This is a genomic window from Pseudomonas canadensis, assembly GCF_030980095.1.
Classification (GTDB): domain Bacteria; phylum Pseudomonadota; class Gammaproteobacteria; order Pseudomonadales; family Pseudomonadaceae; genus Aquipseudomonas; species Aquipseudomonas canadensis.
The window spans coordinates 762228-778119 of the sequence record NZ_CP133298.1; the positions used below are offsets into that span (position 1 = coordinate 762228).

Consider the following 15892-nt stretch of genomic DNA (forward strand, 5'->3'; position numbering starts at 1 on the left):
TCAGCGACTTCATGGGCGTGGAACTTTCGTTATGGCACTTTCGGTTAGAACACTGTTGGGGGCGGCGGCATTGTGGGCTGCCGCATGCGCTGCCCAGGCACAAACCCTCACCCTCGACTCGGCCCTGCAAACTGCCTTCGCCAACAACCCGGACCTGGCGGCCGCGCAATGGGAGATCGACATTGCCCAGGGTGGTCGTCAGCAAGCGGGGTTGATTCCCAATCCGGTGGCCTCATGGGATGTGGAGGACACTCGCCGTGACTCCCGCACCACCAGCATCAAGATCAGCCAGGCCCTGGAGCTGGGCGGCAAACGGGGGGCGCGCATCGATGTGGCGTCCCGCGTCCAGGACGCCGCCGCGTTGACCTTGGAACAGCGTCGCAACACCCTGCGCGCCGAAGTCATCGACAACTACTACGGCGCTCTGCGTGCCCAGGAACGCCTCGACCTGGCGCAGCGTTCCATGGCCGTGGCCGAACGGGGCTTGGTCGTCGCCAACGGTCGGGTGACAGCAGGCAAAGCCTCGCCGGTGGAAGCCACAAGAGCCCAAGTGCAAGTTTCGGAGATTCGCCTGGAACTTGACCGCGCGCAAATTGGCCTTGCCGATGCCTACCGTCGCCTGGCCGCCAGCACGGGCAGCGCCGCGCCGAACTTCCAGGCTGTCGCCACACAAAACCTGTCCGCACCGACCGTGCCGTCAGCCACCCAGTTGCTGGCGCGCCTTGAGCAGACCGCCGAGTTGCGCCTGGCCGAACTGAGCATCCTGCAAAACGAAGCCAGCGTTGGCCTGGAAAAAGCCCAGCGCATTCCCGATCTCGACGTGTCCATCGGCAGCCAGTACGACGCCAGCGTGCGTGAGCGGGTGAACCTGGTGGGTGTGTCGATGCCAATCCCGTTGTTCAACCGCAATCAGGGCAACGTTCTCGCCGCCACTCGTCGTGCCGACCAGGCTCGCGATCTGCGTAACGCCACCGAGTTGCGCCTGCGTACCGAAACCCGCCAGGCCCTCGACCTGTGGCAGTCCGCGAATACCGAAGTGCGCGCGTTCAATCAGCAGATCCTGCCCGCCGCCCAAAGCGCGGTGGACAGCGCCACCCGCGGTTTTGAAATGGGCAAGTTCGGCTTTCTCGACGTGCTGGATGCCCAGCGCACCCTGATCGCGGCGCGCACGCAGTACCTCACCGCCACCGCCCAGGCCACTGACGCCTGGGTGCGTATCGAACGGATTTACGGCGACCTCGCCCGCTTTTGATTTCCTTTGGAGTCCTCTATGAACAACAGACACGGCGTGGCACTCGCCGTCGCCTTGAGCCTGATGCTGTCCGGTTTTGCGAAGGCCGATGAAGAAGGCGAACTCGAACTCACCGAACAGCAGATCCAGGCCGCCGGCATTAAAATCGCTGAGGCTCAACCGCGTTCGGTCAGCACCTTGCTGGTGCTGCCGGGCGAGGTACGTTTCGACGAGGACCGTACCTCCCACATCCTCCCGCGCACGGCGGGTGTGGTGGAGTCGGTGAAGGTCAACCTCGGTCAGTCGGTGAAGAAGGGCGAGCTGTTGGCGGTGATCGCCAGCCAGCAGATTTCCGATCAGCGCAGCGAGTTGGCGGCCAGCGAGCGGCGGGTCGAGCTGGCGCGCACCACCTTGCAGCGCGAACGCCAATTGTGGCAGGACAAAATCTCCGCCGAGCAGGATTACTTGCTGGCGCGCCAAACCCTGCAAGAAGCCGAAATCGCCCTGAACAATGCGCGACAAAAGATGACCGCCCTCAGTGGCAGTGCTGTGCTGGTCGGTGGCAATCGTTATGAATTGCGTGCGCCGTTCGCCGGCGTGGTGGTGGAAAAACACCTGGGTGTCGGTGAAGTCGTGAGTGAGACGACTAACGCCTTCATCCTCTCGGACCTGTCCCAGGTGTGGGTCACGTTCGGTGTGTTTCCCAAGGACTTGAACAAGGTCCGGGTCGGCAAACCGGTCAAGGTCAGCTCCACCGAAATGGGCACTGAAGTCCAGGGGACGGTGGCGTATGTCGGCAATTTGCTCGGTGAGCAAACCCGCACCGCGACGGTGCGCATCAGTGTGCCCAACCCTGACGACGCCTGGCGTCCTGGTCTGTTTGTCAGCGTGCAACTGGCCGCCGACACGTTCCAGGCCAAGGTCACCGTCCCTCAGGAGGCGATCCAGACCGTCGAGGACAAGCCCTCAGTGTTCGTGCGCACCGAGCACGGTTTTGTCACCCGTCACCTGGAGCTTGGCGCGAGTGAAAACGGCTACGTCGAAGTACGCCAGGGCCTCGACGCTGGCGCACAGGTGGCCACCGTTGGCAGCTTCATTCTCAAGTCCGAACTGGGCAAAGGCTCGGCCGAACACGCCCATTGATTCCGCGAGTGATTTCCCATGTTTGAGCGCCTTATCCAATTTGCCATCGAGCAGCGCATCATCGTGCTGTTGGCGGTGCTGTTGATGGCCGGTGTCGGCATCGCCAGCTATCAGAAACTGCCCATCGACGCGGTGCCCGACATCACCAACGTGCAGGTGCAGATCAACTCGGCGGCGGCCGGGTATTCACCGTTGGAGACCGAGCAGCGCATCACCTTTCCCATTGAAACCGCCATGGCGGGCTTGCCCGGTTTGCAGCAGACCCGTTCGCTGTCGCGGTCCGGTTTGTCCCAGGTCACGGTGATCTTCAAGGATGGCACGGACCTGTTCTTCGCCCGCCAATTGGTCAATGAGCGCCTGCAAGTCGCCCGTGAGCAATTGCCCCTAGGCATCGAGACGGCGATGGGGCCGATTTCCACCGGGTTGGGGGAAATATTCCTATGGACTGTCGAGTCCAAGGACGGCGCGCTCAAGGACGACGGCACGCCTTACACCCCAACGGATTTGCGGGTGATCCAGGACTGGATCATCAAACCGCAACTGCGCAACGTGCCCGGCGTGGCCGAGATCAACACCATCGGCGGCTTCGCCAAGGAATACCAGATTGCGCCCGATCCCAAGCGCCTGGCCGCCTACAACCTGACCTTGAATGACCTGGTCACGGCGCTGGAACGCAATAACGCCAACGTCGGCGCCGGCTATATCGAGCGCAGCGGCGAGCAACTGCTGATCCGTGCGCCGGGGCAATTGGCGTCCATCGACGACATCGCCAATATCGTCATCACCAGCTCGGACGGCACGCCGATTCGCGTGCGCAACGTGGCCCAGGTCGAGATCGGCCGTGAGCTGCGTACCGGCGCCGCCACCGAAAATGGCCGCGAAGTGGTGCTGGGCACGGTGTTTATGTTGATCGGCGAAAACAGCCGCAGCGTGTCCCAGGCCGTGGCGAAAAAACTCGAAGAGATCAACCGTTCGCTGCCCGAAGGCGTGGTCGCCGTCACCGTCTACGACCGCACCAACCTCGTCGAAAAGGCCATCGCCACCGTAAAGAAAAACCTCTTCGAAGGTGCGCTGCTGGTGGTGGCAGTGCTGTTCCTGTTCCTCGGTAACATCCGTGCCGCGCTGATCACCGCGATGGTGATTCCCCTGGCGATGCTGTTCACCTTCACCGGCATGTTCACCAACAAAGTCAGCGCCAACCTGATGAGTCTCGGCGCGCTGGACTTCGGCATCATCGTCGACGGTGCGGTGGTGATCGTCGAGAACGCCATTCGCCGCTTGGCTCACGCACAGCAGCGTCACGGGCGACTGTTGACGCGCAGCGAGCGCCTGCACGAAGTGTTCGCCGCCGCCAAGGAAGCAAGGCGAGCGCTGATCTTCGGGCAACTGATCATCATGGTGGTGTACCTGCCGATCTTCGCCCTCACCGGCGTGGCCGGGAAGATGTTCCACCCCATGGCGTTTACCGTGGTGATTGCCTTGTTGGGTGCGATGATTCTGTCGGTGACCTTTGTACCGGCGGCGATTGCGCTGTTCGTCACCGGCAAGGTCAAGGAAGAAGAAAATATCGTCATGCGCAGCGCGCGTCGGATCTATGCGCCAGTGCTGGATTGGGTGATGGCGCGTCGGCCGCTGGTGTTCGGCTTGGCCGTGCTGACCATCGTCGCTTCGGGTGTAGTCGCTAGCCGCATGGGCAGCGAATTTATCCCCAGCCTCAGCGAAGGCGACTTTGCCCAGCAGGCCCTGCGCGTGCCCGGCACCAGCCTGACGCAATCGGTGCAGATGCAGCAGCAGTTGGAAAAAATCTTGATGGCCCAGGTGCCGGAAATCGAGCGGGTATTCGCGCGCACCGGCACTGCGGAAATTGCTTCGGATCCGATGCCACCGAACATTTCCGACAGCTACGTGATGCTCAAACCCAAGGACGAATGGCCGGATCCCAAGAAGTCCCGCGAAACCCTGATCGCTGATATCCAGCGCGCCAGTGCGATTGTGCCGGGCAGTGCGTACGAGTTGTCGCAGCCGATCCAGTTGCGTTTCAACGAGCTGATTTCCGGCGTGCGCAGCGATGTGGCGGTGAAGGTGTTTGGCGATGACATGGAAGTGCTCAACAAGACCGCCGGGGAAATTGCCGAGACGCTGAAAAAGCTCAATGGCGCCTCGGAAGTCAAGGTTGAGCAAACCTCCGGCCTGCCGGTGCTGACCATCAATATCGACCGCGACAAGGCCGCGCGATTTGGCCTGAACGTGGGGGATGTGCAGGACACCATCGCCGTCGCCGTCGGAGGGCGTCAGGCCGGTACGTTGTACGAAGGCGACCGGCGTTTCGACATGGTCGTGCGTTTGTCCGACGCGCTGCGTACCGATATCGATGGGCTGTCGCGGCTGTTGATTCCGGTGCCGGGTAATGCGTCTGGCCAGTTGGGTTTCATTGCGTTATCTCAGGTGGCGAGCCTGGACCTGGTGCTCGGCCCGAACCAGATCAGCCGAGAGAACGGCAAGCGCCTGGTGATCGTCAGCGCCAACGTGCGTGGGCGGGATATCGGCTCGTTCGTGGAAGAGGCTGAGGCGGCGATTCTCGCCCAGGTGAAGGTCCCGGCGGGCTACTGGACCACCTGGGGCGGCCAGTTCGAACAGTTGAAGGAAGCGTCCGAGCGCTTGCGCATTGTGGTGCCGGTGGCGCTGCTGCTGGTGTTCGGGCTGTTGTTCATGATGTTCAACAACCTCAAGGACGGCCTGCTGGTGTTCACCGGCATTCCGTTCGCCTTGACCGGTGGGATCATGGCGCTATGGCTGCGGGATATTCCGCTGTCGATCTCGGCGGGTGTGGGCTTTATTGCCTTGTCCGGCGTGGCGGTGTTGAACGGCCTGGTGATGATCGCGTTCATCCGCAACCTGCGCGAGGAAGGGCGCTCGCTGTCAATGGCGATCAATGAGGGCGCGCTGACCCGGCTGCGCCCGGTGTTGATGACGGCGTTGGTGGCGTCCCTCGGATTTATCCCCATGGCGCTCGCCACCGGCACCGGCGCCGAAGTGCAGCGGCCCCTGGCGACGGTGGTGATCGGCGGGATTATTTCCTCTACGTTGCTGACCTTGCTGGTGCTGCCGGCGTTGTATCAGTGGGCGCATCGCAAGGAAGAGGAAACACCAGGCTGAACCGTGTAAACCGGCCCGGCTGGCTGCTGACGTCGGCGTGCCCCTGATGCAGGCGCATGATCGACTGCACAATTGCCAGCCCAAGGCCGGTGCCGCCTTCAGCACGGGCGCGGCTGTTGTCGGCGCGGTAGAAACGTTCGAACAGGTGAGGCAGGTGATGAGCTTCGATACCACGCCCCGGGTTGCCCACCGACAGCGACACGCTCTGGTCGTAGCTTTCCACCAGCAGCAAAACACTGGAAGCCTCGGGGGTATGGCGAATGGCATTGGACAGCAGGTTGGAAATGGCGCGCTGGATCATCAGGCGATCCCCCATCACCCAGGCGTCGCCGCGCAGGCTCAGGGTAATGTGTTTGTCCTCGGCGCTAAGGGCGAACAGCTCCATCACCCGCTGTGCTTCCTGTGCCAGTGACACCGGGGCAAACCCGACGCGCGCGGCGGGGTGGCTGACCTGGGCGAGGAACAGCATGTCCGAGACAATCCGCGACAGGCGCTCCATTTCCTCGGTGCAGGATTCCAGGCCGGCTTTGTATTCCTCCGAAGGCCGCTCGCGGGACAAGGTCACCTGGGCCTTGCCCATCAGGTTGGTCAAGGGCGCGCGCAGTTCGTGGGCCAGGTCGTCGGAGAACTGCGACAGTTGCTGCACCCCGGCGTCGAGGCGATGCAGCATAACGTTGATGCCCTCGGCCAACTCGCCTAGCTCCTTGGGCAGGTTGTCCAGGGACAGGCGATGGGTCAGGTCCTGGGTCGTGACCTTGGCCGCCACGCGGCTGAACTGTTGCAACGGCGCGAGCCCGCGCTGCACCAGCCACCAGGCGCCCATGCCGATCAGGATCAGCAACATCGGCAGGGCGATCACCGTGGAGCGCAGGTAGGCACTGAGCAACGCCTCATCATCGGAACGGTCCAGCGACAGCAGCACGCGTACATATTCGCCGCCTTGCAAGGGCATCAGGCGCGTCGCACTGAGGATGCGATTGCCCTGGCCGTCGACCCAGTTCAAGTAGGCCAGGTTTTTGCCGGTGGGCACGTCGAGCAGCAGCGGTTGCTGGGGCTTGGCGCCGACGCTGAGCAGTACTGGCGCATCGGGCCGTGCGCCGAGGATGGTCAGGTAGATGTTGTCGTGGCCCATCACCAGGTCCAGCAGTGAATGAGGGCGGTTAGTGATGCGGTGTTCATCGAGGCCCTGGTTGAGGGTATGGGCCAGTTGTTCCATTTTGTTTTCCAGGCCCTTGCGTGCCAGCTTGTCCAGTTCATGGGTCAGGGCCAGGTACGCCAGGCTCGCCAGCAGCACCACCAACCCCGCGCCCATCAGGCTCACCGTCAGCCCCAGGCGCATCGACAGGCTGCTGGTCTTCATGGGCGCGCCTCCAGCACATAGCCCACGCCGCGAATGGTATGGATCAACTTCACCTCGCTCTGGTCATCGACCTTGCCGCGCAGACGGCTGATGGAGACTTCCACCACATTGGTGTCGCAGTCGAAGTTCATGTCCCAGACCAGCGAGATGATCTGCGTGCGGGTCATCACCTCACCGGCCTGGCGCATCAGTACGTGCAGCAGGGCGAATTCCTTGGTGGTCAGGTCAATCCGACGATTGCCGCGATAGGCGCGGTGTCGGCGGGGGTCCAGTTCCAGATCCGAGACGCGCAGCACGTCTGGCAACGGGATGTGCTCGCTGCGCCGCAACAAAGTGCGCACGCGGGCCAGCAGTTCGGGAAATTCGAAGGGCTTGACCAGGTAATCATCGGCGCCCATGTCCAGGCCCTTGATCTTGTCGGCCAGCCGCCCGCGCGCGGTGAGCATCATCACGCGCTGGTTGCCGTCGCGGCGCAGTTGCTCAAGCACTTCCCAACCGTCGGTGTTGGGCAAGTTGACATCGAGGATCACCAATTCATAACTGTGTTGCCTGGCCAGGTGCAGGCCATCAATGCCGCTGGCGGCGCAATCGACGACATAGCCACTTTCGGTCAGGCCTTGCTGCAGGTAGTCAGCGGTTTTCTGTTCGTCCTCAACCACAAGGATACGCATGGGGGGTTACCTTCAAAGAAAACGAAAAGGGGCATGGCCTCATGGCGAGGCTGAGTAATCTGTAGGAAAACTCTGAAGCGTGAAGTAGCTTTAGGGTCAAGCCGCGTCAGACGAGTGCGACGATTCGTCACTGACTCTGCGCACAAAAAAAACGCCCCAAGCGGGGCGCAAAAAGTTCATCTCTGTTCCAAAGGAGCTACACAAAAGCCGCAGAGATGAGTTGTGTTCGATGTGCAGTGTAAAAAGTGCAACTTAACGAGAAGGTGAGGCCAATATTACAGTTCTGACAGACTTCAACTTGTAAACAGATGTAGGCCATCGGCAAGTGAATGTAATGGACATCCCTTAAAGCACTGCAATGGGATACTCGACAATCAACCGAACTTCTTCCAGGTCCGACTCAAATGCACTAGAGCGCACTGTCGCCTGGCGCAGTCGCAGCGATAAGTCTTTCAAGCTGCCTTCCTGCACCACGTATTTGGCTTCGATGTCCCGCTCCCAGCGGCGTTGGTCGGTGAGCGGGTTGCCAGCCGCATCGCGACGCATGTACACCGCGTTGGCGTTGCTGTAGTCAGCGCCGCTGCCTTTGCCGTAGCGGGTCATGAACGACAGGCCGGGAATGCCGAACGCCTGCATGTCCAGGTCGTAGCGCACCATCCACGAACGCTCCTTGGGCGAGTTGAAGTCGCTGTACTGGATCGAGTTGTTGAGGAAGATCGAGTCCGACTGGCGCAGGTAGTCGAAGTCGTCATCGCCATTGTTGCGTTGGTGCGAGACGGCCAGGCTGTGGGCGCCGACCTTCACCCCGAGCCTGGCGCTCCAGATGTCGTTGTCGAACTCGCCCAGCAGCTTCTTACCTTCGTCCACTGCCTTGTAGTAGTTGAAGTCACCGAACAGCGAGACGTCATCATTGAGTGGATAACTGGCGGTGCTGCCGACGTAGTACTGGTTCCAGGCGTCTTTCAGGCGGCTGCTGTAGAGGCTGAAACCAAGGTTTTTGTTGACGGTGTAGTCGCCGCCGAAATAGCCGATCCAGGGCGAGTCGACCGGGCCCGCGTAGAAGGTGGCAAACCCCTTGTCCATGCCGCTTTGCATCGGCTGGCTCATGCCGCTCAAGTGTCCGCCCTGCAAGCTAAGGCCCTCAAGACTGGTGTTTTGTGCGGTGACGCCGCGAAAGCTTTCCGGCAAAACGCGTGAGTCACCGTATGCCACGACCGGGGTCAGCGGGAATACATCGCCGGCTTTAATAACGGTGTCCAGCACACGCAATTTCGCGGCGCCACCGACTTTGCTGTAGTTGTCTTCCGGACGGTTGTTACTGTCCACCGGTAATACGCCGAACGAGCCTTTGCCACCGCTGCGGCCGGTGCCCGAGTCCAGCTTCACGCCGACCATGGCGAATGCGTCCAGGCCAAACCCCACGGTGCCCTGGGTAAAACCGGATTCGAAGCGCCCAATCAATCCCTGCGCCCAGGCTTCTGAGTAGCCGTTGCCGGTGGGGCTGGACTGGCCCTTGCGATCATCGCGGTTGAAGTAAAAATTACGTGCCAGCACGTTAAGGCTGCTGCCTTCGATAAACCCCTCGGGTTTTTCTTGCGCAGCCACGGCGGCCAAGGGCAAGGCGGCGCACAGTGAAAGGGGAAGGCTGTAGTGACGGATACGCATGGTTCGCTCCTGGATACTGGCAGTGTTCAGCTTCTTATGGGAGTGGGCGTTCTTATTGATCTGGCCCGGGCTGATAGTTGCAAACTGTGGATAACGAAGAAGTGGCGTGAACATTACAATTCTGGAAGCTCACCGTTATCTAACAAATAAGTAATGTTCTGGTGAAGATTGCGTCAGGGTCAGTTGGTTAGTCTCGGCACTGAACATTTCAACCGAGGAACTAACCATGAACTTTTATACCGTCGCGCTGGGCGTGTTAACTGCAGTTTTGTCTTTCGGTGTATTGGCCGAGGGCGGGGGCGATCGTACGTTCGCGCTGATGATGGAGCGCAATGAGAAAGCCATGGCCGACTATGCCGCCAAAAAGGGTAAGCCGGCGCCCGAGGTCCAGGTGTATCGCTATGGCCTGGAGCTGGACATTGCCAAGGTGGTCAACGTCACGCCGCCGATCCGTTCGTGCAACGCGGTGCCGTCGCGCATGACCTATGAAGACTCCAGCGGCAAGCTCAATACCCTTGAATATAAAGTGATGGGCGTGTGCCGAAACAACGGCAGCTAATGGATCCAAAAATATTGTTGGACCTGAGGTTAAAGCCCTCTTCAGAAAACGCAGGCAGCGCCGATGCAGGTCAGATCACTCTCCCCACTTGACCATCGGTGCCCCATGTTCAACACCCGTTTGAAGCAGGAGCTGTCGGCTCTTCGCGAAGAATTGTCCAGCTTGAATCAGGTCAAGGAGAGCCTGGAAAGCGAAATGCTGTGCCTGACGCTGGACGCCGAAGGTCGGGTGGAATGGGCCAACGCCAACTTCCTGCAGGAGTTGGCCTATCAGAGCGGCCAACTGCTGGGACGGAAGATCGAAGACCTGGAGCCCGTCCATGTGCGTCGGGATGAGTTCCAGCAGCGCTTCAAGAACGCGCTGGTGCGCGGTGAACACTTCGCCGGCACCGTGCGCCTGATGCGTGGCAATGGCCAGGAAGCCTGGCTGCGCTCGATTGTGCAGCCGGTGCGCAGTTCCGATGGGCGCATCAAGCATTTTTCGATTTATTCCAGCGATCTAACCCGCACGATCGAGGCCTCCCGCGAGCATGAAAACCTCATGAACGCCCTGGTGCGCTCGACGGCCGTGATCGAGTTCGATCTCGGTGGCCACGTGCTCACCGCCAATGATCGGTTCCTCGGCGGCATGGGTTACAGTCTGGCGCAGATCCAGGGCAAGCATCACCGGATGTTCTGCGAGCCGGAGGAATACAACAGCACCGAATACCAGGACTTCTGGAAGCGTTTGAACGCCGGTGAGTTTGTCGCGGCGCGCTTCAAGCGGGTCGACAGCCATGGCCGTGTGGTGTGGCTGGAAGCGACCTACAACCCGGTGCTGGACGCCAATGACCGGCTGTACAAAGTGGTCAAGTTCGCCACAGTGATCACCGACCAGGTCAACCAGGAACAGGCGGTCGCCGAAGCAGCGAACATTGCCTACAGCACCTCGCTGCAAACTGACAACAGCGCCCAGCGCGGTACCACCGTGGTGACCCAGGCCGTGGATGTGATGCGCGACCTGGCCAAGCACATGCAGCAGGCCGGCGACGGCATCGAGGCGCTGAACGCTCAGTCCCAGGTCATCGGCACCATCGTCAAGACCATCAGCGGTATTGCCGAGCAGACCAATCTGCTGGCGCTCAACGCTGCCATCGAAGCGGCGCGCGCGGGTGAGCAGGGCCGTGGTTTTGCCGTAGTGGCCGATGAAGTTCGGCAGTTGGCATCACGGACCAGCAAGGCGACCGAAGAGATCGTCGGCGTGGTGCGCCAGAACCAGGACATGGCGCGCGATGCTGTGAGCCTGATGACTGAAGGTCGCCTGCAAGCCGAGCAAGGCCTGGCCCTGGCGGCCGAAGCGGGCACGGTGATCGTGGAGATCCAGGACGGCGCGCAGAAGGTCGTCAGCGCGGTGGGGCAGTTCGCCAACCAACTGTCGAGTTGAGCCTGGGGCTTCAGGTATCGTAGGCGCTTTCTTGCATGAAGAGCCGACCGTCCATGAGCCCTACCCACCGTCGCCCCGTTCCGCTGTCCAAGGCCTACCGCTTGCTCAACCACGGACCGACCGTACTGGTGAGTGCCGCGCACAATGGCCAGCGCAATATCATGGCCGCTGCCTGGGCCATGCCGCTGGATTTCGAACCGCCGAAAGTCGCCGTGGTGCTGGACAAGGCAACATGGACCCGCCAACTGCTCGAGGGCGCCGGCACCTTTGTGCTCCAGGTGCCTTGCGCGGCCCAGGCCGACCTTGTGCAAACCGTGGGTAACATCACCGGCGCCGACACTGACAAATTTGCCGCCTACGGCTTGCAGACGTTCAAGGGTGAACACACCGAAGCGCCGTTGCTAGAAGGTTGCGTTGCCTGGCTGGAGTGCCGTCTGTTGCCCGAGCCCCATAACCAGCAGACCTATGATCTGTTCCTCGGTGAAGTAGTGGCGGCTTATGCCGATGAGCGCGTATTCAGCGACGGTCGTTGGCACTTCGAAGGCCATGATGAACTGCGCACCTTGCACCATGTGGCGGGCGGGCATTTCTTGACCATCGGCCAGCCGATCACCGGCAAGACCCTTGCCTGACGCCCCCTGTAGGAGCCGGCTTGCCGGCGATAACCGTCTTGAGGAGTACGTCTATTCCACAGGCCGCATCGCCGGCAAGCCGGCTCCTACAGGGTTACCATTTTGCCTGGCTGAGGGCTTCGGCAAACGCCATCAGCTTCGGTGAGTACTGCCGGGACGGCGGGTAGACCAGCGAGATCGCCCGACTGCGCCCGGCGACGTGTTCCAGTACCGGAACCAGGCGCCCGGCCGCGAGGTCGTCGCGCACGGCAAAATCCATCACCTGGGCGATGCCAAAACCGCCCACGGCGCCGTCAACCAGGGCATCGCCGATGTCAAAGATCAGCCGCCCTTCGACGCTTACATCCTGCACCTTGCCGTCGATCATGAACTGCCAGTCCACCAGACGGCCGCTGCGCAAGTTACGTACGGTGAGGCAGTTGTGGTGCTTGAGGTCATCGACGCAGTGCGGGGTGCCGAAACGTGCGAGATAACCGGGTGCGGCCACCGTGACCCAACGCAGTGGCGGCAGTGCGCGGGCGATCAGGCGTTGGTCCTGGATCTCGCCGGTACGCAGCAACGCATCGAAGCCTTCATCGACGATATCCACCAGGCGGTCGGTCATCACCGCCTCGATGCGCAACTCGGGGTAACGCAAGGTCAATTCGCCTATCACTGGCATCACCACTTTGCGCCCGAACAGTGACGGCGTGCTGATCTTCAACAGACCGGACGGGTTGCTGCGCCGGTCGAGCAGCAGTTTTTCGGCTTCGGCCAATTCCGCCAGCAACGGTGCACTGCGCTCGTACAACATCTGCCCATCGGGGGTGAGGCTGACGCTGCGCGTGTTGCGTTGCAGCAGGCGAACCCCCAGCTCGCTTTCCAGGCGCGAAATGGCGCGGGACAGACCGGACTGGGTCAGCCCCAGGTCACCGGCGGCACGGGTGAAACTGCGGGTTTCAGCCACGCGGACCAGCAGGCGAACAGCGTTCAGATCCATGATTAAAGTCATTACTGAAAGAGTGATAGCGCTATTTATCATCGATCAGGCATGAAAGAAACTGATGCCCTCTCATTTTCGGACAGGACGCTGTGATGTCTCCTTCTCGACCCTCAGGCTGGATGTTGACGTTGCTGGCCACCGCGCAATTGATCATCGCGCTGGATGCCACCATCGTGTTTGTCGCCTTGCCGCAGATCGGTGCTCACCTGGATTTTTCTGCCCAGCAATTGCAGTGGGTGGTCAGCGCCTACAGCGTGGCATTTGGCGGGTTCCTGCTGCTGGGTGGCAGGGCCACGGATTTGCTCGGCAAGCGCCGTTTGTACCGGGTGGGGCAGTCGCTCTACGCCCTGGCCTCCCTGGCGGCGGTGCTGGGTGGCAGCGCGATATTGCTGGTACTGGCGCGGGCGGTGCAGGGCGTGGGCGGTGCGATGCTGTTCCCGGCCACGCTCGCGCTGATCAACACTCACTACGCCGAAGGGCCGGCGCGCAACCGTGCGTTTGCCGTGTGGAGTGCGGCGTCGGCGGCGGGGCTGGCGTTGGGCGCGTTGCTTGGCGGCGTGCTGACCCAGGTGTGGGGTTGGGAAGCGGTATTTCTGGTGAACGTGCCTCTGGCGGGCGGCTGTGCGTGGGCGGCGCGGTACTGGATCCCCGCTGACCCTGCGCCCGCGCGCGGGCGTAACTTTGATATCAGTGGCGCGCTGACCGTGACCGTCGGCGGTACCTTGCTGGTGTTCTCGTTGGTACAAGGCCCGGAATGGGGCTGGACGGCCCCGTCCACCCTCGGCTGCCTCGCCTTGGCGCTGGCGCTGCTCGGGCTGTTCGCCTGGATCGAACACCGAGGCCGCGACCCGCTGATGCCGCTGCGCCTGTTTGCCTACCGTGAGCTGCGCATGGCCATGGTGCTGACGGCAGTGTTCATGAGCAGCTTTGGCGTGCAGTACTACTTCCTTGCGCTGTATTACCAGCAAGTTTACGGCTACAGCGTATTGCAGGCGGGGTTGGCGTTCTTGCCGGCGACCTTGGTGTGCACGTTCGGCATCTGGCTGGCGGAGCGCTCGCTGGTGCGGCTGGGGTTGCGCAACACCCTCGTCAGTGGGCAACTGGCTGGCGCGCTGGGCATTGCGCTGGTGGTATGGGCGTTGCCGACCGGCGTGGGGTTCTGGTCGCTGCTGCCGGGGATTTTCATCCTGAGCATCGGCCAGGGCATGACCTGGACCGCGATGTGGGTGGCGGCGGGCCTGGGCATTCGTCCGGGCGAGCAGGGCGTGGCGGCTGGGATGGCCTCCACCAGCCAGCAGATCGGCGGGGCCCTGGGGCTGGCGGTGCTGGTGTCGGTGGCGAGCGCGGGGGGCATCGAACGGGCGTTGTGGTGGAGCGCAGCGATTGCCCTGGCTGGCGCGATATTGGCGCTGCGTCTCAAGCAACCGGCCGGGTTATCTGCCTTGGAAGCGGTCTGACATTTTTACCCAGCGCGACGGCGGCATGCCGTAGGTGCTGCGAAATTGCCGGGTCATGTGACTCTGGTCGGTAAACCCTGCGGTCATTGCCGCGTCGACCAGCGATTGGCCCTGGGCCAGCAGGCTGCGCACCAGGTCCAGCCGGCGCATGGTCAGGTAGCGGTAGGGGCTGGTGCCGAACAGCAAGCGAAAATCCCGCGACAAGGCCCAACGGTCACGGCCGGCATGGTCGGCCATTTCATCCAGGGTGATGCTGCGGCCCAGGGCGCTGTGGATAAATTCCCGCGCGCGCTCTGCGGCTACATAGTCGAAGGTCTTGCGGCTGACGATCCCGCCCGAGACGTTGCTCAAGGCGTGGGCCAGGTCAAACAGGGCGTCCTGTTCCTGCAACGGGTCGATGGGGTTATCCAGATTCTGCAGCAGTACTTCGCTGGCGCGAAACAGCCGTGGGTCGGTGGATAAACCGTTGGGGATAAACGGCAACGGTTTGCCGCCGAGGATCTGCTGGATCAGCGATGGTTCGACGTAAATCATCCGGTACTTGAAGCCTTCATCGCTGCCGGCGTGACCGTCGTGGGTCTCGTCGGGGTGAAGCACCATGGTGGTGCCGGGCAGGCTGTGCACCATGTCGCCGCGATAGTGAAAACTCTGCACGCCCGTCAACGTCCGCCCGATGGCGTAGGTGTCATGGCGATGAGGGTCGAAGGCGAAGCCGGCAAAATACGCCTCGATACGGTCCAGGCCACTGGCATGCGGGGCGCGGTGCAGCCAGTCGAGGGTGGCGGTGGGTTTGCCCATGGTGGCGCGTCACAAAGAAGGAGAGATAAGTACGTTAACCCAGTCTGGCTCGGGTTGTCTGCCGGGGTCTTGTACGATTGTGCAGGGCGTGGGCGAGGCCTATGATCGCTGTTCGTGCCTTGCGCTGATGGAGCTGCCTCCCATGGATTTTTTCAACCCCGCCTACCTGGCGCCCCTGGTTTCGCTGGCCCTGCTGTGGACGGTGGCAGTGGTGACGCCCGGCCCCAACTTTTTCAATACGGCGCAATTGGCCGCCAGTTGTTCGCGTCGCCATGGCGTGGTGGCATCGGCCGGTGTGGCGACGGGGACCATCCTGTGGGGACTGGCCGGCGGCCTGGGCATCAAGTCGTTGTTTACCGCCGCGCCGATGCTTTACCTGGCGTTCAAGGTCTTGGGTGGCTGCTACTTGATCTACCTCGGCTTGAAGTTGTTCAAGCGCTCGGCACCGGCCATGAGCCAGAGCATGCTGCCGGACGAGGCTCGGCGCTCGCTGTTTTCCGCCTGGCGGCTGGGGTTGCTGGGTAACTTGTCGAACCCCAAGGCGGCGCTGTTTGTGGCCACCATCTTCGCGTCCACCATGCCGCCGTCTCCCTCACCGCTGCTGCTGACTCTGGCGGTCATCACCATGGCCACCTTGTCGTTCAGCTGGTATTCCTGCGTGGCCTTGGTGTTTTCCAGCGAGCGCATGGCCGATCTCTACAGTCGCTCGCGCAAGTGGCTCGACCGCTTTGCCGGGGGCTGCTACCTGCTGTTCGGTGCACATCTGGTAGCGAATCGCTGACCGCCCGTGGTAAGAAGCCTTACTTTCAACAGTGA

Annotated in this window: 12 protein-coding genes and 2 pseudogenes; 9 read left to right on the forward strand and 5 right to left on the reverse strand. The window is 61.8% G+C overall.

The features are described 5' to 3' along the window. Positions 1–31: 31 nt before the first annotated feature. The 3 genes from RB216_RS03350 to RB216_RS03360 are packed head-to-tail and all read left to right on the forward strand — an operon-like array spanning position 32 to position 5530. The gene (locus RB216_RS03350) at positions 32–1252 is read left to right on the forward strand and encodes a TolC family protein (protein ID WP_068932644.1); all 1221 of its coding nucleotides are present in this window, start codon (positions 32–34) and stop codon (positions 1250–1252) included. An 18-nt stretch (positions 1253–1270) separates the two neighbouring features. After that, positions 1271–2374 carry an efflux RND transporter periplasmic adaptor subunit gene (locus RB216_RS03355; RefSeq protein ID WP_122685959.1) on the forward strand — a complete coding sequence of 368 codons (1104 nt, stop codon included), beginning with the start codon at positions 1271–1273 and terminating at the stop codon, positions 2372–2374. 18 nt (positions 2375–2392) lie between these two features. Beyond that, the gene (locus RB216_RS03360) at positions 2393–5530 is read left to right on the forward strand and encodes a CusA/CzcA family heavy metal efflux RND transporter (RefSeq protein WP_308908315.1); all 3138 of its coding nucleotides are present in this window, start codon (positions 2393–2395) and stop codon (positions 5528–5530) included. On the opposite strand, the gene RB216_RS03365 is transcribed toward RB216_RS03360, so the two are convergent. From RB216_RS03365 to RB216_RS03375, 3 genes are all read right to left on the reverse strand, one after another. After that, positions 5454–6890 (reverse strand): heavy metal sensor histidine kinase, encoded by a 1437-nt coding sequence (locus tag RB216_RS03365; RefSeq protein WP_308908316.1) that lies wholly within the window; start codon positions 6888–6890, stop codon positions 5454–5456. The genes RB216_RS03360 and RB216_RS03365 overlap by 77 nt on opposite strands. After that, positions 6887–7561: a heavy metal response regulator transcription factor gene (locus tag RB216_RS03370; protein WP_028618699.1), complete on the reverse strand. Its 675-nt coding sequence runs from the start codon at positions 7559–7561 to the stop codon at positions 6887–6889. The genes RB216_RS03365 and RB216_RS03370 overlap by 4 nt, the downstream gene beginning before the upstream one ends. A 345-nt stretch (positions 7562–7906) precedes the next feature. Further along, the gene (locus tag RB216_RS03375; protein WP_236320585.1) at positions 7907–9226 is read right to left on the reverse strand and encodes an OprD family porin; all 1320 of its coding nucleotides are present in this window, start codon (positions 9224–9226) and stop codon (positions 7907–7909) included. A 226-nt stretch (positions 9227–9452) separates the two neighbouring features. Between RB216_RS03375 and RB216_RS03380 the strand changes: the two genes are divergently transcribed. The 4 genes and pseudogenes from RB216_RS03380 (at position 9453) to RB216_RS03390 (ending at position 11839) form a co-directional block, all read left to right on the forward strand. Then, positions 9453–9785, forward strand: a complete 333-nt coding sequence (locus RB216_RS03380; protein WP_028618701.1) for a DUF2790 domain-containing protein — start codon at positions 9453–9455, stop codon at positions 9783–9785. Between the two features lie 195 nt (positions 9786–9980). Next, a pseudogene (locus RB216_RS29765) lies at positions 9981–10667 on the forward strand (PAS domain-containing protein); the annotation flags it as partial. A 108-nt stretch (positions 10668–10775) separates the two neighbouring features. Then, positions 10776–11207, forward strand: a pseudogene (locus RB216_RS29770) (methyl-accepting chemotaxis protein); the annotation flags it as partial. Positions 11208–11260: 53 nt separating this feature from the next. Further along, positions 11261–11839 (forward strand): flavin reductase family protein, encoded by a 579-nt coding sequence (locus RB216_RS03390; RefSeq protein WP_122685965.1) that lies wholly within the window; start codon positions 11261–11263, stop codon positions 11837–11839. 94 nt (positions 11840–11933) lie between these two features. Here RB216_RS03390 and RB216_RS03395 read toward each other — a convergent pair whose 3' ends face one another. Then, complete coding sequence (locus RB216_RS03395; RefSeq protein ID WP_126570479.1) at positions 11934–12818, reverse strand: LysR family transcriptional regulator; 885 nt, start codon at positions 12816–12818, stop codon at positions 11934–11936. A gap of 122 nt (positions 12819–12940) precedes the next feature. On the opposite strand from RB216_RS03395, the gene RB216_RS03400 reads away from it, so the two are divergent. Beyond that, positions 12941–14278, forward strand: a complete 1338-nt coding sequence (locus RB216_RS03400; RefSeq protein WP_308908870.1) for an MFS transporter — start codon at positions 12941–12943, stop codon at positions 14276–14278. On the opposite strand, the gene RB216_RS03405 is transcribed toward RB216_RS03400, so the two are convergent. Continuing rightward, complete coding sequence (locus tag RB216_RS03405; protein WP_028618706.1) at positions 14255–15076, reverse strand: AraC family transcriptional regulator; 822 nt, start codon at positions 15074–15076, stop codon at positions 14255–14257. The two genes, RB216_RS03400 and RB216_RS03405, sit on opposite strands and share 24 nt — an antisense overlap. 142 nt (positions 15077–15218) lie before the next feature. On the opposite strand from RB216_RS03405, the gene RB216_RS03410 reads away from it, so the two are divergent. Beyond that, complete coding sequence (locus RB216_RS03410) at positions 15219–15857, forward strand: LysE family translocator (RefSeq protein WP_028618707.1); 639 nt, start codon at positions 15219–15221, stop codon at positions 15855–15857. Positions 15858–15892 lie beyond the last annotated feature (35 nt).

Excerpts from the sequence above, each read along its gene's own strand:
- RB216_RS03350 (WP_068932644.1), top strand. The coding sequence starts at position 32 with ATGGCACTTTCGGTTAGAACACTGTTGGGGGCGGCGGCATTGTGGGCT.
- RB216_RS03355 (WP_122685959.1), top strand. The coding sequence starts at position 1,271 with ATGAACAACAGACACGGCGTGGCACTCGCCGTCGCCTTGAGCCTGATG.
- RB216_RS03360 (WP_308908315.1), top strand. The coding sequence starts at position 2,393 with ATGTTTGAGCGCCTTATCCAATTTGCCATCGAGCAGCGCATCATCGTG.
- RB216_RS03365 (WP_308908316.1), bottom strand. The coding sequence starts at position 6,890 with ATGAAGACCAGCAGCCTGTCGATGCGCCTGGGGCTGACGGTGAGCCTG.
- RB216_RS03370 (WP_028618699.1), bottom strand. The coding sequence starts at position 7,561 with ATGCGTATCCTTGTGGTTGAGGACGAACAGAAAACCGCTGACTACCTG.
- RB216_RS03375 (WP_236320585.1), bottom strand. The coding sequence starts at position 9,226 with ATGCGTATCCGTCACTACAGCCTTCCCCTTTCACTGTGCGCCGCCTTG.
- RB216_RS03380 (WP_028618701.1), top strand. The coding sequence starts at position 9,453 with ATGAACTTTTATACCGTCGCGCTGGGCGTGTTAACTGCAGTTTTGTCT.
- RB216_RS03390 (WP_122685965.1), top strand. The coding sequence starts at position 11,261 with ATGAGCCCTACCCACCGTCGCCCCGTTCCGCTGTCCAAGGCCTACCGC.
- RB216_RS03395 (WP_126570479.1), bottom strand. The coding sequence starts at position 12,818 with ATGGATCTGAACGCTGTTCGCCTGCTGGTCCGCGTGGCTGAAACCCGC.
- RB216_RS03400 (WP_308908870.1), top strand. The coding sequence starts at position 12,941 with ATGTTGACGTTGCTGGCCACCGCGCAATTGATCATCGCGCTGGATGCC.
- RB216_RS03405 (WP_028618706.1), bottom strand. The coding sequence starts at position 15,076 with ATGGGCAAACCCACCGCCACCCTCGACTGGCTGCACCGCGCCCCGCAT.
- RB216_RS03410 (WP_028618707.1), top strand. The coding sequence starts at position 15,219 with ATGGATTTTTTCAACCCCGCCTACCTGGCGCCCCTGGTTTCGCTGGCC.